This is a genomic window from Streptomyces sp. NPDC006384, assembly GCF_042870695.1.
Classification (GTDB): Bacteria; Actinomycetota; Actinomycetes; order Streptomycetales; family Streptomycetaceae; genus Streptomyces.
Genome location: NZ_JBIAHR010000028.1, coordinates 25,376 through 49,108, shown reverse-complemented (window position 1 = coordinate 49,108; position 23,733 = coordinate 25,376). Strand labels below are relative to the sequence as shown.

Below are 23,733 nucleotides of genomic sequence, written 5' to 3'. Positions count from 1 at the left end.
GCGCAGTCAGGGAACGGGACGTCCGGGTTCCGAACACGCCGTGCCCCTGACAAGCGCTGAGGTTGGAGTATTCGGCCGAACGACCGGTCGGCGCAAGAGTGCCTTTCGGCCTTCGGTCACCACCTGCGCCGTCCGGGCCGCCCGAGCCGTCCGGGTCCCCTGTGTCCCCTGTGCCGTCCGAGTCGCCCGCACCCCCCGTGCCGGGGATCAGGCCAGTCCGCGCTCACCCGCCTCGACACCGGTCGTCAGCGTGTTCCCCGGCGGCGGGAAGGGGCAGATGAAGTGGTCGGCGAAGGCGCACGGCGGCAGCAGCGCGCGGTTGAAGTCGACCGTGGTGCGTCCCCCGGCGTCCGGCGCGGCCGGCCGCAGGAACCGGAAGCGGTAACTGGTGTCGCCGCTGGTGTCGTCGGCGAAGACGGCCCACAGCGAGCCGTCGTCCTCCACGCTCACCTGGAGCGTGTGGTCCCGGCCGCCCAGGGTGAAGGCCAGTTCCCCGCCGAGGCCGAGCCCGCGTTCCCGCCCGTCCGCGTTCGGCACCCGCACGCTGCGCCGCCCGTCGCCGTACGGCGTGAAGCGGCCCGGTACCGACCAGCGCGGGTCGTAGGGCGTGGCCACGATGCCGCGGAAGGCGCGCCGCGCCGCGGAGGACGGGTCGAAGTCGCGCACGCCCCAGGCTCCCTCGCGCTCCAGGACGACCAGGCGCCGTTCGCCGTGCGCCACCCGGGCCGCGTCCGCCGGGCCCGGGTCTGCGGCGAGCCGGACCTCTCCGTCGAGGGGCCGGCCGTCCACGGTCAGCCCGTCCGCCCCGGTCGCCGTCAGCACCACGGCGTCGCCGTCCGCCCTCCAGGTCCCGGGAATGTCCGGAATCTTCCCCTCCGGACAGTCCTCCAGCCAGTACGTGCCGGTCAGCGCCAGCGGCCCGTAGGGCGTCGAGACCGTCGCCACGCGCTGTTCGTGCCAGCGCTTCCATTCCTCGGATGCGTCCGTCGTCATGGGAGCAACCCTTCCACACCGGTCCGGCCGGACCGGGACGCCGGCGCAGGGCGCCGTCCTCGTGCGCCGTACAGAAGACGCCGCGCCTGCGCGGCAGCGGAAGGCAGCGGCACGCCCCGGCGCACGAGGCCGTGCGGCACCCGCCGGACGACGGAACCGGCCGCATCGGCGCACCCGGCTCCCGCCCCGCAGCCGGGTACCTGACGGGCCCTCAGCAGTCGCACCCGCAGCTCTCGCCGCAGCAGCAGCACCCTTCGCCGCAGCCGCTGCAGCAGTCACAGCATCCGCAGCAGTCGCCGCAGCTGTTGCACAGCCCCTCCCTGCGCTGCCTGCTCCAGGGGTCCTCGTAGGTGCCGCAGCACATCTGGCACGTGCAGGCCAGTCCCAGCCACACGGCACACCCCGCGAGCAGGCCCCGCCGGTCGCGGCGCGGCGGCTCGGGGGGCATCGGCGCTCCGGGACCGCCCGGGACGCCGGGAGGGGCGTACGGGTGGCCGCCGTGCGCGCAGGAGGGGGTGCCGAAGGCGCGGTCGACGGAGGCGCCCAACTCGTGCACCAGCAGCCGGTGCACCAGCCGGCCGTCGGTGCTGTGCCCTTCCGGGGAGGCCCCGGACCCCCAGGCGACCTCGCGCAGCGCCAGCCGTATCCCGTGCACGGCGTCGTCGGCGAGCCGGCGGGCCTCGGCGCGCGGGGTGCCGGTGGCGGTGAGCGGGTTCCAGGCACCCGAGGCGGCGTCGGCCTCCTGGTCCTCCACGGCGTCCAGGAGATGCGCGAGCCGGCCGAACAGACGGCCCGCCTCGGCGAGCGGCGCGGCGTTGTGCGGCCGTCCGGCGAGGTGGGCGGTGTGGGCGAAGGCGGCGGCGGTCGCCGTCTCGGTCGGCTCGGTGACGGTGAGCAGGGGGGTGCCGGGCCCGGCGAGCGCCTCGATGCCGGTCTGCCGGTCCACGGCGTCGACCAGGACGGCGGTGTCGAAGCCGACGGCGCCGCCGCCGCGCCGGCCGGCCGCGTCCCAGCCGGCGGCGACCCGGCGGGCGGCGCGGGCGACGGGCCGGCGCGCCAGCAGCCCGTCCCCGTCGGCGACGTGGTCGCGCACCTTCGCCGAGGCCAGCACCAGGGAGACGGCCGCCGCGAGCCGGGCGCCCTCACCGTGCGCGACGGAGGCGGTGCGCATCCCGCGCAGGGGACACGGCCCCGCCGTACGCCGGCCGGCCCCCGCGCCGCCCCGCTCGGCCTGAGCCTCCGTCAACACCGATACGAGCAGCCCGTCGTAGTTCGTCACGATCCGCGCGAACTGCCCGTGGTCCTTGCGCAGCGCCAGGCACAATCCGCACAGGTGCGCCATCCACTGACTGGTGAGACTCTCTCCGAGACGGTGCCTGCACGGCCTGACGATTCCGAACACGACCATTCCCCCGTGGTTCCGTACGACGCTGAGCTGCGGCATCGTACCGGCCGCGGCTTCACCCGTACGCACTCCGCCTCACCCGTCCGCCGCGAACAATCATATTTCACTCACAGTCAGCGCCCGTTTGGGGAACGGCCCTTGGGACACAAGGACTCTCGACGGATTCGCTGTGCACCAGTACCGTCACAAACCCCCCGCGCGGCGTCTGTCCACTTGGCGCGACGTCCGCATCATGGATGACCATAGGGAAGCGGAAGGCACGGAAGACCGCTGTGAGAGGAGGCGTCCATGGGATCGGTACGCAAGGCGAGTGCGTGGCTCGGCCTCGTCGACGACAACGAAGACGAGCGCTACTACGACGACGACTACTCCGAGGGCACCGAGTCCCCGGACGCCTGGGTCACGGACCCCCGGGTGAAGGTGGCCTCGGACGTCGCCGAGGAGAAGGGCCGCCGCATCGGCACGGTCACTCCGGACAGCTTCCGGGACGCGCGCGCCATCGGCGAGCTGTTCCGGGAGGGTGTCCCGGTCATCATGAACCTGACGGCGATGGAGCCCGGCGACGCCAAGCGCGTCGTGGACTTCGCGGCCGGGCTGATCTTCGGCCTGCGGGGTTCGATCGAGCGGGTCTCCACCCGGGTCTTCCTGCTGTCCCCGGCCGACACCCAGGTGATCAGCGGTGAGCCGGCCGCGCACCGGTCGGACGGTTTCTTCAACCAGAGCTGAGGCGGGGCCGCACTCCACGGCCCCGTCCCCCGCCCCCCGCCTCACCGGAAGGCGTCGAGTCCGGTGAGCGCCTTGCCCAGCACCAGCTGGTGCATCTCGACGGTGCCCTCGTAGGTGAGCACCGATTCCAGGTTCGTCGCGTGCCGCATCACGGGATATTCCAGGGAGATCCCGTTGGCGCCGAGGATCGTACGCGCCGTGCGGCAGATGCCGATGGCCTCCCGCACGTTGTTGAGCTTGCCGAAGCTGACCTGCTCGGGACGCAGGCGGCCGGCGTCCAGGCGCCGCCCCAGGTGATGGGCGAGCAGGATCCCCTTGTGCAGTTCGACCGCCATGTCGGCGAGCTTGGCCTGGGTCAGCTGGAAACCTCCGATGGGCCGCCCGAACTGCTCCCGCGTCCTCGCGTACTCCAGGGCCGCCTCGAAGGAACTGCGGGCCGCGCCCATCGCCCCCCAGACGATGCCGTAGCGGGCGTGGTTGAGACAGCTCAGCGGTCCGCGCAGGCCGTTGGCCTCCGGCAGCACGGCGTCGGCGGGCAGCCGTACGCCGTCGAGGACGAGTTCGCTGGTGACACTGGCCCGCAGGGACCACTTGTGCTTGATCTCGGGCGCCGAGAAACCGGGGCTGTCGGTCGGCACGACGAAACCGCGGATCCCCTCCTCGGTCTGCGCCCAGACGACGGCGACGCCGGCCACCGACCCGTTGGTGATCCACATCTTCCGGCCGTCGAGCACCCAGTCGCCGCCGTCGCGCCTGGCGCGGGTGCGCATGTTCGCGGGGTCGGAGCCGTGGTCGGGCTCGGTCAGTCCGAAGCAGCCGATGACCTCGCCGGCGGCCATCCGCGGCAGCCAGGCCCGCTTCTGCTCCTCGCTGCCGAAGCGGTGGACGGCGTACATGGCGAGGGAGCCCTGGACGGAGACGAGCGAGCGGATGCCGGAGTCGGCCGCCTCCAGCTCGAGGCAGGCCAGCCCGTACTGCACGGCACTGGCGCCGGCACAGCCGTAGCCCTCCAGCGGCATGCCGAGCGCGCCGATCCCGCCCAGTTCGCGGGCGAGTTCCCTGACCTCGGGCAGCTCGCCCTTCTCGTACCACTGCGCGATGTGCGGCAGCACCCGGTCCGCGGCCCAGTTCCGCACGGTGTCCCGGACCGCCAGGTCCTCCGGCTCCAGCAGGTCGTCGAGGCCGAGCGGGTCGGCGGGGTCGAACGCGGGCAGCTTGGGCGACGAGGCCATGGAACACCCTCCGGAACACGGAAACTAGCGGCGCTAGTCACTGTTGTCGTGCCGACGTTACGATGCGGCGTCCCGCACGTCCACCATCCGCCTCCCGCCCGCGGTCACGCCGGAACGCGTGACTCCACGGCGTCCCGGGGCGCGGGCACCGCCGCCCTGTCCCCCTCGCACTGCATCACCCGCGGCAGCCGCAGCGCCATCACCGCCCCCAGCGCCAGCAGCCCCGCGCTCACCAGCAGCGTCACGTGCAGCCCGTGCACGAAGGCATCGCCCGCGGCTTGCCGCAGCGCCTGCCCCGCGGGCCCCCCGAGCCGCGCGGCGACGTCGTACGCCTCCCCCAGCGAGTGCCCCGCCGCCGCCGACGCGGACGCCGGGACCCCGGGCACCCCGCCCGTCACCCCGGGCGCGTACGCCGCGTTCATCACGCTGCCCAGCAGCGCGATCCCGATCCCGGCGCCCAGCTGGTACGCCGTCTCCCCGATCGCCGCCGCCCCGCCGGACTGCTCCTGCGGCGCCTCGCTCAGCATCGACTCGTACGCCCCGAACAGGGTCGTCTCCAGCCCGAAGCCCAGCAGGACGAACCCGGACGCCAGCAGCGCCCAGTCGTCCTCCCGGCCCATCGCCGTCAGCAGCAGCACCGCCACCGCCGTCAGACAGAACCCGGCGCACACCGTCCGGCGCGGACCGAGGCGCCGCAGCAGGCGCGCGCCCGCGAGGCCCGCCGCCATCGCCGCGAAGGTCAGCGGCAGCAGCCGCAGCCCGGTCTCCAGCGGCGACAGCCCGAGCACCAGCTGCAGGTACTGCGCCGCGATCAGCTCCAGTCCGACCAGCGCGAGCATCGCCAGCACGATGCACCCCACCGACGTGCTGAAGGCCGGCCGCCGGAACATCCGCAGGTCGACCAGCGGATGCGTACGGCGTCGCTGCCGGCGCACGAAGCCGGCCAGCAGGACCGCGCCCGCCACCAGCGGCAGCACGGTGAGCACGCTCGCCGGCGATGCGCCGCCGCCCAGCCGTTTCACGCCCAGGACGACCCCGAACAGACCGGCCGCCGCCATCAGCGCGCCGGTCACGTCCCAGGGGCCGGTGCCGTCGCCCTTCGACTCGGGCAGCAGCAGCCGCCCCACCGGCAGGCTGACCAGCATCAGCGGGATGTTGACGAGGAAGACCGAGCCCCACCAGAAGTGCTCCAGCAGGAAGCCGCCGAGCAGCGGGCCGACCGCCGCGCCGACCGCGGCGACGGCGCTCCAGACGCCGATGGCCAGCGCCCGCTCCCGCCGGTCGGGGAAGACCTGCCGCAGGATCGACAGCGTCGCCGGCATGATCATCGCTCCGCCGGCGCCGAGCAGCGCGCGGGCCAGGATCAGGACCTGGGCGTTCTCGGCGAGGGCCGCCAGCGCGGAGGCGACGCCGAAGAGCGCGTACCCGAGGAGCAGCACCCGTCTGCGGCCGGCCCGGTCGCCCAGCGTGCCGAAGAGGATCAGCAGCGAGGCGCAGACCAGGGGGTAGACGTCGACGATCCAGAGCAGCTCGATCGCGCCGGGCCTGAGGTCCTCCGTGACGGCGGGGACCGCCACGTGCAGCACGGTGGCGTCGACGGCGACCAGCAGCAGGCTGACACAGAGGACGACGAGGACCACCCAGCGGTTGGCGGCGGCCCGGCGGCGCAGCGCGGCGGCAGCCGTGGTCGTCACGGACATGCGCGTACCTCCAAGAGTTCCCTCGCGTCCGGCGGGGCCGCGGGGCGGGGACTTCCCTGCGGCTCGCCCGGAGAGGAGCGGGGGCTCCGGGCCGTGCAACGGAACGCGAGTGGCTCGTCAGCGTACGCGAGAGCGGGCACCGTGCCCGTGGCGGGTCTCACACATTCCGCGCCGTCCGTGTGGCGTCCGCCACGGGGCTCCCGCCTCCCGTCGGCCCGGCCGGCGGGCCGGTCCGGTGTCCGGCGGATAATCGGGCCCGTGACCGATCTTGAAACGCGCACACCGGGCCGCTCCGGTGCCCTGCGCCGGGCCGCCCCGGCGCTCGCCGGCTACGCGGCCGTGCGCGCCCTGGGGCTGCTCGTCCTGGCCCTGTGGAGCGCCGCGCGCGACAAGAACGCGTACACGCTGCTGACGGCGCGCTGGGACTCCCTCTGGTACACCAGGGTCGCCGAGTTCGGTTACGGCTACGAGGTACGGCTGCCCAACGGCGACGTCCACTCCGACCTGGCCTTCTTCCCGCTGCTGCCCTGGCTGGAGCGGCTCGGCGCGGCGGCGGGGCCGTGGTCGTACGCGGACGCCGGGTTCGTGGTGTCGCTGCTCGCCTCGCTCGCGGCGGCCTGGGGGGTCTTCGCGGTCGCCGAGCACCTGTACGGCCGTCGCGCGGGGGTGTACGCGGCGCTGCTGTGGGCCGTGCTGCCGGTCGGGATCGTGCAGTCGATGGCGTACAGCGAGTCCCTGTTCACCGCGCTCGCCGCCTGGTCCCTGTACGCGGTGCTGACCGGGCGCTGGGTCACGGCGGGGGTGCTGGCCTCGCTGGCCGGGCTGACCCGGCCGGTGGGGCTCGCGGTGACGGCGGCGGTGTGGGCGGCGGCCGTCGCGGCCCGGCCGTGGCGCCGGGAGGAGTCCGTCCCGGGCGGTGCCCGCGGACCGGGCGACGCCGCCGGCCCGCGGTGCCTGCTCGGCGTGCTGCTCGCGCCCCTGGGCGCCGCCGGGTACGTGCTGTGGGTCGGGCACCGCACGGGCGGGGGCCCGCTCGGCTATCTCGACGTCCAGGCCGGCTGGCGCAACGGCTTCGACGGCGGCCTGGCCTTCGCCCGGTTCACCGGCGGCCTGCTCACGTCGTTCCCCTCGGTGCTCGCGGGCCTCGCCCTGATCGCCGGGGTCGCCCTGCTGCTGTGGCTGTACGTCGTCTGCGTGCGGCAGCGGCAGCCGCTCGCGCTGCTGGTGTACGCGGGTGCCGTCACCGTCCTCGCTCTGTGCGCGTCGAGCTACTTCGGCTCGAAGCCCCGGCTGCTCATACCCGCCTTCCCGCTGCTGCTGCCACCCGCCCTGGCCCTGGCGCGGCTGCGGACGTCCGGGGCCGCGCTGGTGGTCGCGGGCGTGGCGGTCGTCTCGGCCGGGTACGGCGCGTTCTGGCTGAACGGCTCCGGTCCGCCCTGACCGTGCCCCGCCGCCCGGTGAGCGCCGGGTGAGCACACGGCGAGTTCCCGGGAAATACCGCGCCAGCATTCGGTGAACGCTTTCATAAACACGATAAAACCGCCGACCGAGCCGATGAAAAGAATTGAAGTCCGTAAGCGCGGGCAATACGGATCCCTCGGAAATAAACATCGCCCTGAGAGGAATCCCACATCACATCGTCATCACAAAGCCGTTGATTCGGCGGGGATCACTCCTCACTCGCTGTAACGTCGATTAGGTGCGTACCGAACGGAACCTCACCCGTCTGGACCGGGTGTTCGCGAGACTGGACCGGGAGCCGGAACGGCCGGCCCACCTGGTCGTGCCGGAGATGAGCCGGCACCGCGTCGCGCTGCTCGCCGGAACACTCGCGTTCTACGCCGCGATCGTGTGGGCCGTGGTGGTCACCTCGTGGCTGGTCCGGCTCGACTGGCAGGTCATGTTCTTCCGGCCCTACCAGCAGTGGCCGGAGATCCACGCGTTCGTCGACTACTACGTGGTGCTCGGCCAGCGCGGCCCCACGGCGGTGATGGTGGCGGCCTGGCTCGGCTGGCGCTCCTGGCGGCAGCACACGCTGCGGCCGCTGCTCGCGCTCGGCACCTCGCTGCTGCTGCTGAACCTCACCGTCGGCGCCGCCAAGATCGGCATGGGACGGCTGGGGCCGCACTACGCGACCACGATCGGCGCGAACGAGATGTGGCTCGGCGGCGATATATTTCCGAGCGGTCACACCGCGAACGCCGTCGTGACCTGGGGAATCCTGGCCTACATGGCCTCGACCCCCCGGGCGCGGCGCTGGCTGTCGGCACTGTCGGCGGTCACGTCCCTCGGGGTCGGGATGTCCACCGTCTACCTCGGTACACACTGGCTCAGCGACGTTCTCCTCGGCTGGGCGGCGGGGCTGCTGATCCTGCTGGCGCTGCCGTGGTTCGAGCCGCTGATCGCCCGGGCCGAGGCGCGGATCCTCGGCCTGCGGGACCGCTGGTCCGCCCGGCACGGCCGTACGAGGACCGGGAAGGCGCCGGTCGCCACACCTGCGGCACCCGCGCACCCCGTGGTCCGGCAGCCGGAGGAGCCGGCCCCCGAGCCGGTCGCGGCGCCCCGCACCAAGGCCCCGGTGCACCTCCCGGCGCACCTGGCCCCGGGCCCGCACACCGCCCGTTCGGACCGTACGCCGGTCACCCCGGCGGGCAGCCGCCGTCCGCCGCACGCCGACCGCCAACCGCGCAACACGGCCCCGGCCGCACGCCCCCTGTCGGGCGGCTGACCGCCGGCGCGGGCCTGCGGGGACCGGGTACGCACGCTCCTCCCCCCGCAGCACGACGGCCCCGCCTCTCCGCGCGGAAACGCGGGAGGGGCGGGGCCGTCGGCGTGTGTCAGCCCTTCCAGGCGCGGGACACGCGCCCGTCCTTCACCTCGAAGTTCAGCCTGCCCACGCGGTACTCCATCGTGATGACCGTGCCCGGCGCCAGCGCCCGCACCGTCGGCCAGCCGCGTTCGCGCGCGCGCCGTTCGGCCGTGGCGGAATCGAGGCCGACATACGCGTCGGGACTGTCCTGGGGCTCGGCCGGGGGCGTCGGAATGGGTGCCATGTCTCCACGCTAGGCCCTGCTCCACGGCCGTGGAAGGCCCGGCCCATAACGGAGGGTCATTCACTCCCCTCCGGTCACATTACTGTCACAAGATCATGACGCTCCTTTTGACGGAACCCCGTCACACCAAGGGGCGTTCCGTCCTCCCCCACGCGCACCCGCGGGGCAATTCCCACGCGCCACCCCCACCTCTCGAATAGACGAACGGACAATCCGGAGCCGCCGCTCCCGAGCCGTGCGCATTCCGCGCGGACAATTCAGCACGGGTATACGGGGGACGGAGCGGCGGAACCGCTGCGGGGCCGCTCACCGGGACCGGGACGAACGGCGGCAGGAGCGACGGGACCGGCAGGGTCAACGGGGGGATTTCCCGATCTGTCGACCTGCCGACCTGTCGATGTCACGGCTCCGGCACGTCGGCACCGCTCAACCCCGTTGTGGGAAAGCGCAGTTGGCAAGGGGTGAGCGGCGCCGTGACCGGGTGGCCCGGGCACCGGGCGGTTCGATTCCGTCCGCCCCCGGGCGTGACCCCCGCCGCGGATCGCCCGTTGTCTTGTGCATGAGCCGGGGACCCGCCCGGACCGCGGGCCGGGAGCCACCCGGTCCGGCCACGCACCGCATCCCGAGGGAGCCACCCGTGCCGCGCATGCTCGACGTCAGCGACGAGGTACGCGCCGAGATCGGCGACGAAGAAGCCGACCGCCTGCTCGCCGGGGAGTCCGCCCCGGGCAGCTACGACTGCACGTCCTGCCGCACCCCGGGCGACTGCGAGCAGGAGCGCACCAGCACCGTCCTCTTCGTCGGGGACGAGACCGCCGTGCTCGCCTTCGCCCACGCCGGCTGCCTGCCCTCGCAGGTCGTCAAGGTGACCGAGGAGCAGCTCCAGGGAGCGGTGAGGTCCATCAGCTCCGGCTCCGCCCGCCCGCAGCCGGAGCCGGAGCCTCAGGCGGCCGCGCCCGAGCCCGAGCAGGCCGTGCTGGGCGTGACCAGCGGGCTGGTGCTGATCGCGGGCGAGTTGCACCCGGCGCTCGTGGTGGAGCCGACCGCCCCGATCGTACGGCCCGGCACCACCGGCACCGCCGACGAGTTCCTGCCGCTGCTGATCGAGCAGGGCTTCGCTCCGGTCACCGAGCTGTCCACCACCCCCGCCGTGCTGCACGGCTGGTCGGTGCTGCTCGCCATGGGCCGGCTGCACGCGGTGCTCCAGCCGGGGACGGACGGCGGCCGGCCGGTCGCCTGGTGGCAGGCGCACCAGCCGCTCCAGGTCACCGAGGGCTGGCGCACGGCCGCCAACAAGCAGCAGCAGGCCCTGCTGTTCGCGGCACCGGTCGGGACGATCGGCCGGCAGCCCCGGGAGGACCTGCTGCGCGACGCGCTGGACAGGGCCTCGGCGAACGGGCGGCTGGTCGCCGCCGCGCTGCCCCTCGCCGGGACCTGAGACCGCCCGCGGCGAGACCCGCGGGCGGCGGCGGCACTCCGGGCCGCATCCCTTCCGCCCCGGGGTCGTTTGGACATACGTGCACGCATACGACTCCTTCCACCGACCCGGTGGCCCCTCGGCCACGCCGATCTACGACGCGCTCTACGCCGAGTACGTCCGGTCCTTCCGCTCGCTGCCGGGGGATCGCAGCGGCGAGGAGGAATGGGAGTTCACCGGGTTCGGGAACATGTTCCGCGGCCGGTACGGCGCCTACAGCGCGGGCGCCCACAGCACCCGGTCCGGCCAGCAGTCGCCGTGGCAGCGCGTCGGCCAGCTCGGTCCGCACGGCACCGGGACGATGCGCCACGTGCCCGCCGCGCTGCCGCCCGCCCCCCGCCGGGGCGCGTGAGCGCGGACAAGGAGAAAGGGGCGGTCCCGCCGGGACCGCCCCTTCTCGCCGCTTCGGGCTACTTCTTCTTCGCACCGCGCTTCTCGCGCACCCGCACCGAGATGTGGATCGGCGTCCCCTCGAAGCCGAACTCCTCACGCAGCCGGCGCTCGATGAAGCGCCGGTAGCCCGCCTCGATGAAGCCGGAGGCGAAGAGCACGAACCGCGGAGGCTTGGTGCCCGCCTGCGTGCCGAACAGGATCCGCGGCTGCTTGCCGCCCCGCACCGGGTGCGGGTGGGCGGCGACCAGCTCGCCGAGGAAGGCGTTCAGCCTGCCCGTCGGAACACGGGTCTCCCAGCCGGCCAGGGCCGTCTCGATCGCCGGGACGAGCTTCTCCATGTGCCGGCCGGTCTGCGCCGACACGTTCACCCGGGGCGCCCACGCGACCTGGCCGAGCTCGGTCTCGATCTCCCGCTCCAGGTAGTAGCGGCGCTCCTCGTCGAGGGTGTCCCACTTGTTGTAGGCGAGGACGAGTGCGCGGCCCGCCTCGACGGCCATGGTGACGATCCGCTGGTCCTGCACCGAGATGGACTCGGAGGCGTCGATGAGGACGACGGCGACCTCCGCCTTCTCGACGGCGGCCGCGGTGCGCAGCGAGGCGTAGTAGTCGGCGCCCTGCTGGAGGTGGACGCGCTTGCGGATGCCCGCCGTGTCGACGAACTTCCAGGTCTTGCCGCCGAGCTCGATCAGCTCGTCGACCGGGTCGCGGGTGGTGCCGGCGAGTTCGTTGACGACGACGCGCTCCTCGCCCGCCACCTTGTTCAGCAGGGAGGACTTGCCGACGTTGGGACGGCCGATCAGCGCGACCCGGCGCGGGCCGCCGACGGCGGTGCCGAAGGTCTGCTGCGGCGCCTCGGGCAGGGCCTCGAGGACCTTGTCCAGCATGTCGCCGGTACCGCGGCCGTGCAGCGCGGAGACCGGCTGCGGCTCCCCCAGCCCCAGCGACCACAGGTAGGCCGCGTCGGCCTCGCCGCTCGGGCCGTCGACCTTGTTGGCGCACAGCACGACCGGCTTGCCGGCCTTGCGCAGCAGCCGGACGACCGCCTCGTCGGTGTCGGTGGCGCCCACCTTGGCGTCCACGACGAAGACGACCGCGTCGGCGGCCTCGATGGCGTACTCGGCCTGGGCGGCGACGGAGGCGTCGATGCCGAGGACGTCCTGTTCCCAGCCGCCGGTGTCGACGACCTTGAAGCGGCGGCCCGCCCACTCGGCCTCGTAGGTGACGCGGTCGCGGGTGACGCCGGGCTTGTCCTCGACGACCGCCTCGCGGCGGCCGATGATGCGGTTCACCAGGGTCGACTTGCCGACATTGGGGCGGCCGACGACGGCGAGGACGGGCAGCGGGCCGTGCCCGGCCGCCTCGATGGCGCCCTCGACGTCCTCGACGTCGAAGCCCTCTTCCGCGGCGAGCTCCATGAACTGCGCGTATTCGGCGTCGCCAAGCGCCCCGTGGTCGTGCTCCTCGCCCGGACCCTCGGAGTGGATGTCGTCGTTCATGAAGTTCGTACCTCGTTCATCGTGGTGATCGGTGGGCCGCCCTGTTCCGGGTGGGGTCCACTACTCAGTGTGCCTGGCGTCCGGTGAGACGCCTGGCGTTCTCCAGGTGCGCGGTGAGCTGCTTCTGGATGCGTTCGGTTGCCTCGTCCAGAGCTTTACGGGTGCGCCGTCCGCCGGGGTCGCCCGCGTCGAAGGGATCGCCGAAGACGACGTCGACCCGGGAACGCAGGGGAGGCAGCGCTTTTATCAACCGTCCGGGACGGTCGGAACTTCCCAGCACCGCGACCGGGACGATCGGGGCGCCGCTGCGCACCGCGAAGTAGGCGAGCCCGGCGCGCAGGGAGGCGAAGTCGCCCTCGCCCCGGGTGCCCTCCGGGAAGATGCCCAGCACGCCGCCGTTCGTCAGCACGCCCAGGGCGCGGGCGATGGCCGTGCGGTCGGTGGAGCGGCGGTCCACCTCGACCTGGCCGATGCCGGTCAGGAAGCGTCCGAGCGGGCCGACGAACGCCTCCTTCTTGATCAGGAAGTGCGTCGGCCGGGGTGCCACGCCCATGACCATCGGGCCGTCGATGTTGTGCGAGTGGTTGACGGCGTAGATCACCGGGCCGGTGGCGGGGACCCGCCAGGCGCCGAGCACGCGCGGCTTCCAGAGCCCGTACATCAGGCCGACGCCGATGCGTCTCCCGACCTCGGCGCCCTTCTCGGAGGGGACGGAGGGTGATGTCACTTACCCGCCCGCTTCTCCTCGACGAGGGTGACGACGCACTCGATGACCTGCGCGAGGGTGAGCTCGGTGGTGTCCACCTCCACCGCGTCGTCCGCCTTGGCGAGCGGCGAGGTCCTGCGGCTGGAGTCGGCCGCGTCCCGCTTGATCAGGGCCTCGCGGGTGGCGGCCACGTCGGCGCCCTTGAGCTCGCCGCTGCGGCGGGCGGCGCGGGCCTCCGGCGAGGCGGTCAGGAAGATCTTGAGGTCGGCGTCGGGCAGCACGGTGGTGCCGATGTCGCGGCCCTCGACGACGATGCCCCGCTCGGCGGCGGCGGCGATGGTGCGCTGCAGTTCGGTGATGCGGGTGCGCACCTCGGGGACGGCGCTGACCGCGCTGACCCTGGAGGTGACCTCCTGGGTGCGGATCGGGCCGGCCACGTCCACGCCGTCGACCGTGATGGTGGGGGCCGCCGGGTCGGTGCCGGAGACGATCTCGGGCTTGCCGGCCGCGGCGGCGACGGCGTGCGGGTCGTCGGTGTCGATGCCGTTGGTGACCATCCACCACGTGATCGCCCGGTACTGGGCGCCGGTGTCCAGGTAGCTCAGGCCGAGCTGTGCCGCGACGGCCTTCGACGTGCTCGACTTGCCCGTGCCGGAGGGGCCGTCGATCGCGACGATCACGGCCTGGGCGGTCGGGGCGGCGCCGTTTTCCACGGGGGGACACCTTCCTGGTGCGGTGCGGTGGGTGGTGTGCGGGACGCGAGCGCGTCCCGCACAAGGTTACTGGGTCGGCGGGGTCCCTCGGACAGGCGCATGTCCCCGCCCCGCCCGGCGTCTCACTGCCGGATCGCCCAGCCCCGTTCCTGCAGGGCGGCCGTCAGCACGGGGGCGGCCTTCGGCTCGACCATCAGCTGCACCAGACCGGCCTGCTGCCCGGTGGCGTGCTCGATCCGCACGTCCTCGATGTTGACGCCGGCCCGGCCCGCATCGGCGAAGATGCGGGCGAGCTGTCCCGGCTGGTCGTCGATGAGCACGGCCACGGTCTCGTAGGCCCGGGGCGCGGAGCCGTGCTTGCCGGGGACGCGGACCTGGCCGGCGTTGCCGCGCCGCAGGACGGCCTCGATGCCGGCGCTGCCCTCGCGGCGCTTGTCGTCGTCACAGGACTGCAGGGAGCGCAGGGCCCGCACCGTCTCCTCCAGGTCGGCGGCGACGTCGCCGAGCAGGTCGGCGACCGGCCCCGGGTTCGCGGAGAGGATGTCGATCCACATCCGGGGGTCGGAGGCGGCGATGCGGGTCACGTCGCGGATGCCCTGCCCGCACAGCCGTACGGCGGCCTCCTCGGCGTGCTCCAGGCGGGCGGCGACCATGCTGGAGACCAGGTGGGGCATGTGGGAGACGAGCGCCACGGCGCGGTCGTGGGCGTCGGCGTCCATCACGACCGGCACGGCCCGGCAGTGCGAGACCAGTTCGAGGGCGAGGTTGAGCACCTCGGTGTCGGTGTCCCGGGTCGGGGTCAGCACCCAGGGGCGGCCCTCGAAGAGGTCGGCGGTGGCGGCCAGCGGGCCGGACTTCTCCCGGCCGGACATGGGGTGGGTGCCGATGTACGCGGAGAGGTCCGCTCCGCGCGCCTCCAGTTCGCGCCGGGGACCGGCCTTGACGCTGGCCACGTCGAGGTAGCCGCGGGCGAGCCCGCGCCCCATGGCGTCGGCGAGGACGTCGGCGACCAGGGCCGGCGGGGCGGCGACGATCGCGAGGTCGACGGGGCCTTCGGGGGCCTCGTCGGTACCGGCGCCGAGGGCGGCGGCGGTGCGGGCCTGCTCGGGGTCCCGGTCGGCGAGGTGCACGGTGACGCCCCGCCCGGTCAGCGCGAGGGCGGCGGAGGTGCCGATGAGGCCGGTGCCGATGACGAGTGCGGTTCTCACTGGGCGATGTCCTTGCGCAGGGCCGCGGCGGCGCCGAGGTAGACGTGGGCGATGTCGGCGCGGGGCCGGTCCGACTCGATGTGGGCGAGGATCCGGACGACGCGCGGCATGGCGCCCTCGATGTCCAGTTCCTGGGCGCAGATCAGCGGGACGTCGGTGATGCCGAGCCCCCGGGCGGCGGCGGCCGGGAAGTCGCTGTGCAGGTCGGGGGTGGCCGTGAACCAGATGCTGATCAGGTCGTCGGCGGTCAGCCCGTTGCGCTCGAGGACGGCGGTCAGCAGGGCCCCGACCCGCTCGGCCATGTGCCCGGCCTCGTCCCGTTCGAGTTGGACGGCGCCCCGGACCGCTCGTACCGCCACGGCGATGCTCCTTGCTGACGTGCGTTTCGGCTCTTGGTCCGTCCAGCGTAGTCAGCCCGCGCCGGGCCGGTGCGGGGCGCCCGTCCCCTGAGACGCCCGGCCCCGGCCGCGGCGGGGGTGCATGAACTGCCGGGCCTGCCGCTCAGGCGTCCCAGAGCGTGCCGAGGGCCAGCAGGTCGTCCCGGTACTCGATGCGGTCCGCCCACCCGGCGGGCCAGGCGTCGGCCCCCAGGTGGGCGCCCGCGAAGGCGCCCGCGAGGCAGGCGATGGAGTCGGAGTCGCCCGAGGTGCAGGCGGCGCGGCGCAGGGCGGTCAGCGGCTCGTCGACGAAGAGCAGGAAGCAGAGCAGCCCGGCCGCCAGGGCCTCCTCGGCGATCCAGCCCTCGCCGACCGCGAGGCACGGGTCGGTCTCCGGGGACACGGTGCGCACCGCGTGCTGGAGGCGGTCGAGGACGGCCAGGCACTCGTCCCAGCCGCGCGCGATGAAGTGCTCGGGCGTGGGGTCCTGGGCGCGGGTCCACAGGTCGCCGAGCCAGCGCTCGTGGTAGCGGGTGCGGTTGTCGTAGGCGTACGAGCGCAGCAGCCCGACCAGGCCGGTCGGCTCGGCGCCCTCGGCGAGCAGCCGTACGGCGTGCGCGGTGAGGTCGGAGGCGGCCAGCGCGGTCGGGTGCCCGTGGGTGAGCGCGGACTGCAACTGGGCGGCGCCGGCGCGCTGTTCGTCGCTCAGCCCGGGGACGAGGCCGACGGGCGCGACGCGCATGTCGGCGCCGCAGCCCTTGGAGTGGATCTGGGAGGCGTCCTGCCAGGGGCGGTCGGGGCGCTCCAGGAGGTCGCAGGCCCTGAGGCAGGTGTTGCCCGGGGCCCGGTTGTTCTCCGGCGACCGGTTCCAGGCGATGAACTCCCGCCGTACGGGCCCGGTCATCGCCTCGGGCGTCAGGCTCCCGCGGTCCATGGCCGCGCGCAGCCCCCTCCCCAGCGCGAGCGTCATCTGCGTGTCGTCGGTGACGAGCGCGGGCCGGGGCAGGTCCATCTCCCGCCAGGGCCCGAACCTGGCGAGGATCGACGGGACGTCGCTGAACTCGGTCGGAAAGCCCAGCGCGTCCCCGAGGGCGAGTCCGGTGAGCGCGCCGGTGGCGGCGCGCTTGGTGACGGTGGTGGTCATGCGGGGCGTCCTTCCCGAGGGGTGCGGAGCAGGGGCGGGTGCAGGGCGGTGGCCGGGCCGGCGCGGTAGAGGGCGGCCGGTTTGCCGCGGCCGCCGGTGAGGCGGGCGGCGCCGGGGACCTGTTCGACGAAGCCGGGGGTGGCGAGGACCTTGCGGCGGAAGTTGGGGCGGTCCAGGGCGGTGCCCCACACCGTCTCGTAGACCTGCTGGAGCTCGCCGAGGGTGAACTCGGGCGGGCAGAAGGCGGTGGCCAGGCAGGTGTACTCGAGCTTGGCGCCGACGCGCTCGCGGGCGTCGGCCAGGATCCGGTCGTGGTCGAAGGCGAGGCCGCGGGCCTCGTCGTACGGCACCCAGCGGGCCTCGGCCGCGTCGGTGCCGGCCTCCGGTTCGGGAGGGTCGGGCAGCAGCGCGGTGAACGCGACGGACACGACCCGCATCCGGGGGTCGCGGTCCGGTTCGCTGTAGGTCCGCAGCTGCTCCAGGTGCAGCCCGGTCACGTCGGCGAGGCCGGTCTCCTCGGCCAGCTCGCGCCGCGCCGCGGTCTCCGCCGACTCCCCGGGCAGCAGGAAGCCGCCGGGCAGGGCCCAGCGGCCGGCGTACGGCTCCCCGGCCCGCTCGACGAGCAGCGCGTGCAGCGCGCCCGCGCGGAGCGTGAGGACGGCGAGGTCGACGGTGACGGCGAAGGGCTCGAAGGCGTGCTTGTCGTAGCCGAGCACGGGCGGCCACCCCCTTAATAGTCACTGAGACTATAAAAGGAGGCGGCCGCCCGTCACAAGCCCTGAAAGCCCTGGGACCTCCGGAGGCCCCGGGGCCCGGGAACGCCTAGAGGTCGACCTCCTTCATCAGCATCCCGACCTCCGTGTTGGACAGCCGGCGCAGCCAGCCCGACTTCTGGTCGCCCAGCGTGATCGGGCCGAAGGCGGTGCGCACCAGCTTGTCCACGGGGAAGCCGGCCTCGGCCAGCATCCGGCGGACGATGTGCTTGCGGCCCTCGTGGAGGGTCACCTCGACCAGGTAGTTCTTGCCGGTCTGCTCCACGACCCGGAAGTGGTCCGCGCGCGCGTACCCGTCCTCGAGCTGGATGCCGTCCTTCAGCCGCTTGCCCAGGTCGCGCGGGATCGGGCCCACGATGTGCGCGAGGTAGGTCTTCTTCACGCCGTACTTCGGGTGGGACAGCCGGTGCGCCAGCTCGCCGTGGTTGGTGAGCAGGATGACGCCCTCGGTCTCGGTGTCGAGCCGGCCGACGTGGAAGAGCCGGGTCTCCCGGTTGGTGACGTAGTCCCCGAGGCACTGCCGGCCCTCCGGGTCCTCCATGGTGGAGACGACACCGGCGGGCTTGTTCAGCGAGAAGAACTGGTACGACTGCGTCGCGACGGTCAGGCCGTCGACCTTGACCTCGTCCTTCTCCGGGTCGACCCGCTTGCCCTGCTCCATGACGATCTCGCCGTTGACCTCGACACGCGCCTGCTCGATCAGCTCCTCGCAGGCGCGCCGGGAGCCGTAACCGGCCCGGGCGAGGACCTTCTGCAGCCGCTCGCCCTCCTGCTCGGCGCCCGGGAAGGTCTTGGGCAGCCTGACGTCCTTCTTGCCGGCGTACCGCTCGCGGTTGCGCTCCTCGGCCCGCGCCTCGTACTCACGGGACGTGGCCGGAACGCTGCGCCCGCGCTGCAGGGGCCGCTTCGGGCCGCCCTTGGCTCCCCCGCGTGCCGCGGGGCCCCGGCCCGACTTCGGGCCGTCCTGGGTGGCGCCGGGGCCCACGTCGTAGCGCCGCTCCTCCGGGCGCGGCCTCTTCGGGCGGCCGCTGCCCTGCTTGTCGTCGCGGTTGTTGCCGGCGCCGCGGTAGTTACCTCGGCCGCCACCGCTCCCGCCGCGGCCGCCGCTGTTGCCACCACGGCTCCCGCCGTTGTTTCCGCTGCTGTTCCTGCCGCTGCTGCTTCGCATCAAAGTTCCGTCTTGTCGTCTGCGTCCTCGGAATCCGGGGCGTCCGGATCGAACGACGGGAACCCTTCCTGCGTCTCGGCCTCGATCGCCGCCGCCTCCGGGAGGAAGGGCGCGAGCTCCGGAAGCTCGTCCAGGCCTCGCAGGCCCATCCGCTCCAGGAAGTAGTTCGTCGTCACGTACAGGATCGCACCTGTTCCGGGTTCCGTGCCCGCCTCCTCCACCAGGCCCCGCTGCAGGAGGGTGCGCATGACGCCGTCGCAGTTGACCCCGCGCACCGCGGAGACGCGGCTGCGGCTGACCGGCTGACGGTAGGCGACCACCGCGAGGGTCTCCAGCGCGGCCTGGGTGAGACGGGCCTGCCGGCCGTCCAGGACGAAGCCCTCGACGGCCGCCGCGTACGCGGGGCGGCTGTAGAAGCGCCAGCCGCCGGCGACGAGCCGGAGCTCGAACCCGCGGCCCTGGGCGGTGTACTCGTCGGCCAGCTCGCGCAGCGCGTCCGCGACCAGCCGGGGCGGCCGCCGGAGGATCTTCGCCAGGTGCTCCTCGGTCGCCGGTTCGTCGACGACCATCAGGACGGCCTCGAGTGCGGGCTTCAGGTCGAGGGCGGCGACGCCGTCCGGCCCGTCCGGGACCTCCGTGTCCGGGTCGCTCACGTCTTCCGCACCTCCCCGGCCTCTTCGGCCTCCTCCGTCACCTCTGTCACCTCTGTCACCTCTGTCGCCTCGGGCGGCCGGTCGAACTCGTCCGTCACCACCGGTCCGTCGTCGCCGTCCCCGCCGGCCCAGCGCACCAGCAGGTCACCGAGGGCGGTCTCCTGGTCCAGGACGACGGCCTTCTCCCGGTACAGCTCCAGCAGCGCCAGGAAGCGGGCCACGACGGTCAGGGTGTCGTCGGTGTCGTCGACCAGGACCCGGAAACTCGCCTCGCCCAGCTCCCGCAGCCGGGCCACGACGATCCCGGCCTGCTCCTGCACGCTGACCAGGGGCGCGTGGATGTGCTCCACGTACACCTGCGGCTTCGGTCTGGGCTGCATCGCCTTCACGGCCAGTCTGGCGAACCCCTCCGGCCCGATGCCGAGGACGACCTCGGGCAGCAGCTCGGCGTGGTGGGGTTCCAGGCCGACCGTACGGGGCCGGCGCAGCGCCTCGGCGTCCAGCCGCTCGTCGAAGATCTCCGCGATGCGCTTGTACGCGCGGTACTGCAGCAGCCGCGCGAAGAGCAGGTCGCGGGCCTCCAGGAGGGCCAGGTCGGCCTCGTCCTCCACCTCGGCGGCCGGGAGCAGCCGGGCCGCCTTCAGGTCCAGCAGCGTCGCCGCGACGACCAGGAACTCGGTCGTCTCGTCCAGGTCCCAGTCCGGCCCCAGCGCCCGGATGTACGCCATGAACTCGTCGGTCACCCTGGACAGGGCGACCTCGGTGACGTCCATCCGGTGCCGGGCGATCAGCTGGAGGAGCAGGTCGAAGGGGCCCTCGAAGTTGGCGAGCCGGACCTTGAAGCCCCCGTCGCCGCCCTCGCCGTCCGGTGCGCTCGCGGGCCCGTCCGGCGCGGAGGGCGCCTTCGGGGACACCGGTACGGCTCCCGGCGCGGCGGCCGGCACCGGCACCACCGGCGGCACGGCGGCGGCCGGTCGCACGGAGGGCGTCCCGGGCGTTCCCGGCGGTGCCGGTGAGACCCCGGCGGCAGCGGCCGGCACCGGCGGCTCGGACGGGGTGTCCCCGGAGCCCGGCGGACCGGTGTCCGGCGGTGCCGCCCGCTCTCCCGGGCCCCGGCCCAGCGTGCGTCGGCGGCCGGTACGGGGCCCGGGGCGGGAGGCGTCGTTCGAGGTCATGGCCCCCGCAGGCTACCGCTACCGCCCGCGCAGCCGTCGTACGAGGATGCTGGCGTCCCCGCGGCTCTCCAGGTCGGCGAGGACCACGGCGACCGCCTCGCGGACGATCCGCCCGCGGTCGACGGCCAGCCCGTGCTCGCCCCGGAGCACCAGCCGGGCGTGCTCCAGATCCATGAGCTCCTCGGCGGAGACGTACACGGTGATCTTCTCGTCGTGCCGTTCGCGGCCGCTGGGACGCCGGGAGGCGGTCCGGCCACGCTTGCGGGGCTGGGCCGCGGCGGCAGAACCTTCCTGCGCGCCCTTGCCCGGGCCCCGCGGGGTGCGTTCGGTGCCCCGGCTGCGCGACTCGCCGGCCGCGGCCGGTCCCGCGTCCGCCGCCGTGTGCTCCGCGCCCCCGCCGTCGCCGCCCTGGGCGGGCACCGACTGCGGCGCGTCCTCGGCGGCCGCCGGATCGCTCTCCCCCGCCGGCGCCGGCACCCGGGCGTCGCCGCCGGCCGGCCGTCGCGGGGTGGACGCCTGCAGCGCCGTACCCCCTGTCGTGCGGAAGAGTTCGTCGGCCCCCGGCAGACTCACTCGGCGTGACACCGGGCGAGCACCTCCCTGGCGAGCTGGCGGTAGGCGGCGGCACCGACGGAGTTGGACGCGTACGTGGTGATCGGCTCACCGGCGACCGTGGTCTCCGGGAAGCGGACGGTGCGCCCGATGACCGTGTGGTAGACGTGGTCGTCGAACGCCTCGACGACACGCGCGAGCACCTCACGGCTGTGCACCGTGCGCGAGTCGTACATCGTGGCGAGGATGCCGTCGAGCTCCAGGTCGGGGTTGAGCCGCTCCTGGACCTTCTCGATCGTCTCGGTCAGCAGGGCCACACCGCGCAGCGCGAAGAACTCGCACTCCAGCGGCACGATCACCTTGTGCGCGGCCGTCAGCGCGTTGACCGTGAGCAGGCCGAGCGAGGGCTGGCAGTCGATGACGATGTAGTCGTAGTCGTCCATCAGCGGCTTCAGCGCCCGCTGCAGCGTGGACTCGCGCGCGACCTCGCTCACCAGCTGCACCTCGGCCGCCGACAGGTCGATGTTGCTGGGCAGCAGGTCCATGTTGGGGACCGCCGTCTTCAGCAGCACCTCGTCGGCCGCCATGCCCCGCTCCATGAGCAGGTTGTAGACGGTGAGGTCGAGCTCCATCGGGTTGACGCCGAGGCCGACCGACAGCGCGCCCTGCGGGTCGAAGTCGACGAGCAGCACCCGGCGCCCGTACTCGGCGAGCGCGGCACCCAGGTTGATGGTCGACGTGGTCTTGCCGACGCCGCCCTTCTGGTTGCACATCGCGATGATCTTCGCGGGGCCGTGCTCGGTCAGCGGGCCCGGGATCGGGAAGTACGGCAGCGGGCGCCCGGTGGGGCCGATGCGCTCACGGCGCTGACGGGCCGCGTCGGGCGCGAGCGTCGCCGCGTACTCGGGATCGGGTTCGTACTCCGCGTCCGGATCGTAGAAGTGCCCCTCGGGCAGTTCGTCGTAGTCGGCGAAGTGGTTGCGGGGCGCGCCACTTCCGTCGCCGGCCATGGCGTTCACGTGTTGGCCATCCATACTCATGTGTGCTGTCCGAGTCGCCTGCGGACTCTGGTGGGCTGCGAAGGTGCGTACCGCGACGGAGCCGACTGCCTCGAGATGCCCCGGGCCGTGGACCCGTGCAGGCATTCCTGGTTGCCCACCCCCGGGAGTAAATGTCGACTCATTCACAAGTCGTCTTACCTCCTTGGTGACCAGGAAACTTCTAGACAGGTCAGCGTGGCACCATGCCGACGTTCGGCGACTCTATGGCGTGTCGGCGGTCCGCAGCAACACAATCCGCCGGACCCGGCCCGATGTGTCTGCAATGAAACATCCCTCTGTCAAGGGCGTACGGCCGTCGCACAGCAGGTTCCACCGGTGCACGAATCGGTCGAAGCGTTGCCTTCGAGGCGAGTTGGCCGTGAATCGCAAAGTGACCATACACACACCCGGCCGGACCTTGTCGGGCAAGGTCCGGCCGGGTGTGCGGGGTTGACGGCGACTGTTGACCTATCGCCTTTCCGAGGTGACGACTTGCTGCTCCGCCGGCCCCGCGGGGCCGGGCGGCGGATCAGGCGAGCAGCGTGGCCGGGTCGACGTACTCCAGGCCGTGCGCCTCGGCGACCTCCTTGTAAACGACCTTGCCGTCATGGGTGTTGAGACCCTTGGCCAGCGCCGGGTCGCGGCGCAGCGCGTCGGCCCAGCCGCGGTCCGCCAGCTCCACGATGTACGGCAGCGTGGCGTTGGTCAGCGCGTAGGTGGAGGTGTTCGGCACCGCGCCGGGCATGTTGGCGACGCAGTAGAAGACCGAGTCGTGGACCTTGAAGGTCGGCTCGGCGTGCGTGGTGGGGTGGGAGTCCGCGAAGCAGCCGCCCTGGTCGATCGCGATGTCGACAAGAACACTTCCGGGCTTCATCCGGGACACCAGCTCGTTGCTGACCAGCTTCGGGGCCTTGGCGCCGGGGATCAGCACGGCGCCGATCACGAGGTCGGCCTCCAGGCAGGCCTTCTCCAGCTCGAAGGCGTTGGAGACGACGGTCTGGATCTTCGTGCCGAAGATCTTGTCGGCTTCCTTGAGCTTGTTGATGTCCTTGTCGAGCAGGGTCACGTGGAAGCCCATGCCGATGGCGATCTGCGCGGCGTTCCAGCCGGAGACGCCACCGCCGATGACGACGGCCTTGCCGGCCAGCACGCCGGGGACGCCGCCGGGCAGCACGCCGCGGCCGCCGTTGGCGGCCATCAGGTGGTAGGCGCCGACCTGCGGGGCCAGGCGGCCCGCGACCTCGGACATGGGGGCGAGCAGCGGCAGCGCGCGGTTCGGGAGCTCGACCGTCTCGTAGGCGATCGCGGTGGTGCCGGACTCGACGAGCGCGTCCGTGCACTCCTTGGAGGCGGCCAGGTGCAGGTAGGTGAAGAGCGTCTGGTCCTTGCGGAGGCGGTGGTACTCCTCGGCGACGGGCTCCTTGACCTTCAGCACCAGGTCGGCGGTGGCCCAGACCTCGTCCGCGGTGTCGAGTATCCGCGCGCCGGCGGCGACGTACTCGTCGTTCGGGATGGAGGAGCCGACGCCGGCGTCGCGCTCGACGAAGACCTGGTGACCGTGGCGCACCAGCTCATGCACGCCGGCGGGGGTGATGGCCACCCGGAACTCGTTGTTCTTGACCTCGCGGGGGATGCCGACCTTCACGTGGATCACGGTCCTTGGCTCAGAGAATGGGTTATTACAAGGCATACCCGTTCAAGCTCGGGCACACCGGGGAAGACCGCAGGAGAACGTGCGGCAGAGCCAGT

23 protein-coding genes are annotated in these 23,733 nt (G+C 73.2%); 5 read left to right on the top strand and 18 right to left on the bottom strand.

Translation table 11 applies throughout. The annotated features are described in order from the left end of the window. Window positions 1-207 precede the first annotated feature (207 nt). Together ACFYOJ_RS30300 and ACFYOJ_RS30295 are read right to left on the bottom strand one after the other, a co-directional pair. Window positions 208-993 carry a DUF1684 domain-containing protein gene (locus tag ACFYOJ_RS30300; RefSeq protein ID WP_356556524.1) on the bottom strand — a complete coding sequence of 262 codons (786 nt, stop codon included), beginning with the start codon at window positions 991-993 and terminating at the stop codon, window positions 208-210. Between the two features lie 211 nt (window positions 994-1,204). Continuing rightward, entirely contained in the window at window positions 1,205-2,395 is a 1,191-nt protein-coding gene (locus tag ACFYOJ_RS30295) for a DUF5685 family protein (RefSeq protein WP_356556525.1), read from the bottom strand. 291 nt (window positions 2,396-2,686) lie between these two features. Here ACFYOJ_RS30295 and ACFYOJ_RS30290 point away from each other — a divergent pair, with 291 nt between their 5' ends. After that, complete coding sequence (locus tag ACFYOJ_RS30290; RefSeq protein WP_356556526.1) at window positions 2,687-3,124, top strand: cell division protein SepF; 438 nt, start codon at window positions 2,687-2,689, stop codon at window positions 3,122-3,124. A gap of 41 nt (window positions 3,125-3,165) precedes the next feature. Here ACFYOJ_RS30290 and ACFYOJ_RS30285 read toward each other — a convergent pair whose 3' ends face one another. Then, entirely contained in the window at window positions 3,166-4,356 is a 1,191-nt protein-coding gene (locus ACFYOJ_RS30285) for an acyl-CoA dehydrogenase family protein (RefSeq protein ID WP_356556527.1), read from the bottom strand. Window positions 4,357-4,460: 104 nt separating this feature from the next. Next, window positions 4,461-6,056 (bottom strand): MFS transporter, encoded by a 1,596-nt coding sequence (locus ACFYOJ_RS30280; RefSeq protein ID WP_356556528.1) that lies wholly within the window; start codon window positions 6,054-6,056, stop codon window positions 4,461-4,463. 258 nt (window positions 6,057-6,314) lie between these two features. On the opposite strand from ACFYOJ_RS30280, the gene ACFYOJ_RS30275 reads away from it, so the two are divergent. After that, window positions 6,315-7,496: a glycosyltransferase family 39 protein gene (locus ACFYOJ_RS30275; protein ID WP_356556529.1), complete on the top strand. Its 1,182-nt coding sequence runs from the start codon at window positions 6,315-6,317 to the stop codon at window positions 7,494-7,496. 259 nt (window positions 7,497-7,755) lie between these two features. Further along, window positions 7,756-8,784, top strand: a complete 1,029-nt coding sequence (locus ACFYOJ_RS30270; RefSeq protein ID WP_356556530.1) for a phosphatase PAP2 family protein — start codon at window positions 7,756-7,758, stop codon at window positions 8,782-8,784. Between the two features lie 109 nt (window positions 8,785-8,893). On the opposite strand, the gene ACFYOJ_RS30265 is transcribed toward ACFYOJ_RS30270, so the two are convergent. After that, window positions 8,894-9,109: an I78 family peptidase inhibitor gene (locus tag ACFYOJ_RS30265; protein WP_356556531.1), complete on the bottom strand. Its 216-nt coding sequence runs from the start codon at window positions 9,107-9,109 to the stop codon at window positions 8,894-8,896. A gap of 637 nt (window positions 9,110-9,746) precedes the next feature. On the opposite strand from ACFYOJ_RS30265, the gene ACFYOJ_RS30260 reads away from it, so the two are divergent. Both ACFYOJ_RS30260 and ACFYOJ_RS30255 read left to right on the top strand, forming a co-directional pair. After that, a complete protein-coding gene (locus ACFYOJ_RS30260) occupies window positions 9,747-10,547 on the top strand; it encodes a hypothetical protein (RefSeq protein ID WP_356556532.1) in 801 nt (266 codons plus the stop codon). Between the two features lie 79 nt (window positions 10,548-10,626). After that, a complete protein-coding gene (locus ACFYOJ_RS30255; RefSeq protein WP_356556533.1) occupies window positions 10,627-10,938 on the top strand; it encodes a hypothetical protein in 312 nt (103 codons plus the stop codon). A 58-nt stretch (window positions 10,939-10,996) separates the two neighbouring features. Here ACFYOJ_RS30255 and der read toward each other — a convergent pair whose 3' ends face one another. The 13 genes from der to ald all read right to left on the bottom strand — a co-directional run bounded on the left by der (window position 10,997) and on the right by ald (window position 23,638). Further along, a complete protein-coding gene (gene der, locus ACFYOJ_RS30250) occupies window positions 10,997-12,475 on the bottom strand; it encodes a ribosome biogenesis GTPase Der (protein WP_356556534.1) in 1,479 nt (492 codons plus the stop codon). Window positions 12,476-12,539: 64 nt separating this feature from the next. Beyond that, window positions 12,540-13,136, bottom strand: a complete 597-nt coding sequence (locus ACFYOJ_RS30245) for a lysophospholipid acyltransferase family protein (protein ID WP_356556562.1) — start codon at window positions 13,134-13,136, stop codon at window positions 12,540-12,542. A gap of 62 nt (window positions 13,137-13,198) precedes the next feature. Next, on the bottom strand, window positions 13,199-13,894 hold the full coding sequence (gene cmk, locus ACFYOJ_RS30240; RefSeq protein ID WP_356556535.1) for a (d)CMP kinase: 696 nt from the start codon (window positions 13,892-13,894) through the stop codon (window positions 13,199-13,201). A gap of 122 nt (window positions 13,895-14,016) precedes the next feature. Beyond that, on the bottom strand, window positions 14,017-15,102 hold the full coding sequence (locus tag ACFYOJ_RS30235) for a prephenate dehydrogenase (RefSeq protein WP_356556536.1): 1,086 nt from the start codon (window positions 15,100-15,102) through the stop codon (window positions 14,017-14,019). Continuing rightward, window positions 15,099-15,461 carry a chorismate mutase gene (gene aroH, locus ACFYOJ_RS30230; RefSeq protein ID WP_356556537.1) on the bottom strand — a complete coding sequence of 121 codons (363 nt, stop codon included), beginning with the start codon at window positions 15,459-15,461 and terminating at the stop codon, window positions 15,099-15,101. Before aroH ends, ACFYOJ_RS30235 begins: the two co-directional genes overlap by 4 nt. Before the next feature lie 142 nt (window positions 15,462-15,603). Continuing rightward, window positions 15,604-16,623, bottom strand: a complete 1,020-nt coding sequence (locus ACFYOJ_RS30225) for an ADP-ribosylglycohydrolase family protein (protein ID WP_356556538.1) — start codon at window positions 16,621-16,623, stop codon at window positions 15,604-15,606. Continuing rightward, window positions 16,620-17,339, bottom strand: a complete 720-nt coding sequence (locus ACFYOJ_RS30220) for an NUDIX domain-containing protein (RefSeq protein ID WP_356556539.1) — start codon at window positions 17,337-17,339, stop codon at window positions 16,620-16,622. The genes ACFYOJ_RS30225 and ACFYOJ_RS30220 overlap by 4 nt, the downstream gene beginning before the upstream one ends. 106 nt (window positions 17,340-17,445) lie before the next feature. Further along, on the bottom strand, window positions 17,446-18,564 hold the full coding sequence (locus ACFYOJ_RS30215) for a pseudouridine synthase (protein WP_356556540.1): 1,119 nt from the start codon (window positions 18,562-18,564) through the stop codon (window positions 17,446-17,448). Next, window positions 18,564-19,217, bottom strand: a complete 654-nt coding sequence (gene scpB, locus ACFYOJ_RS30210) for an SMC-Scp complex subunit ScpB (protein WP_356556541.1) — start codon at window positions 19,215-19,217, stop codon at window positions 18,564-18,566. Before scpB ends, ACFYOJ_RS30215 begins: the two co-directional genes overlap by 1 nt. Continuing rightward, entirely contained in the window at window positions 19,214-20,392 is a 1,179-nt protein-coding gene (locus tag ACFYOJ_RS30205) for a segregation/condensation protein A (RefSeq protein WP_356556542.1), read from the bottom strand. Before ACFYOJ_RS30205 ends, scpB begins: the two co-directional genes overlap by 4 nt. An 18-nt stretch (window positions 20,393-20,410) precedes the next feature. After that, the gene (locus ACFYOJ_RS30200; RefSeq protein ID WP_356556543.1) at window positions 20,411-20,977 is read right to left on the bottom strand and encodes a hypothetical protein; all 567 of its coding nucleotides are present in this window, start codon (window positions 20,975-20,977) and stop codon (window positions 20,411-20,413) included. Beyond that, complete coding sequence (locus ACFYOJ_RS30195; RefSeq protein ID WP_356556544.1) at window positions 20,962-22,089, bottom strand: ParA family protein; 1,128 nt, start codon at window positions 22,087-22,089, stop codon at window positions 20,962-20,964. The genes ACFYOJ_RS30200 and ACFYOJ_RS30195 overlap by 16 nt, the downstream gene beginning before the upstream one ends. Window positions 22,090-22,513: 424 nt before the next feature. Then, on the bottom strand, window positions 22,514-23,638 hold the full coding sequence (ald, locus tag ACFYOJ_RS30190) for an alanine dehydrogenase (RefSeq protein ID WP_356556545.1): 1,125 nt from the start codon (window positions 23,636-23,638) through the stop codon (window positions 22,514-22,516). Between the last annotated feature and the right edge of the window lie 95 nt (window positions 23,639-23,733).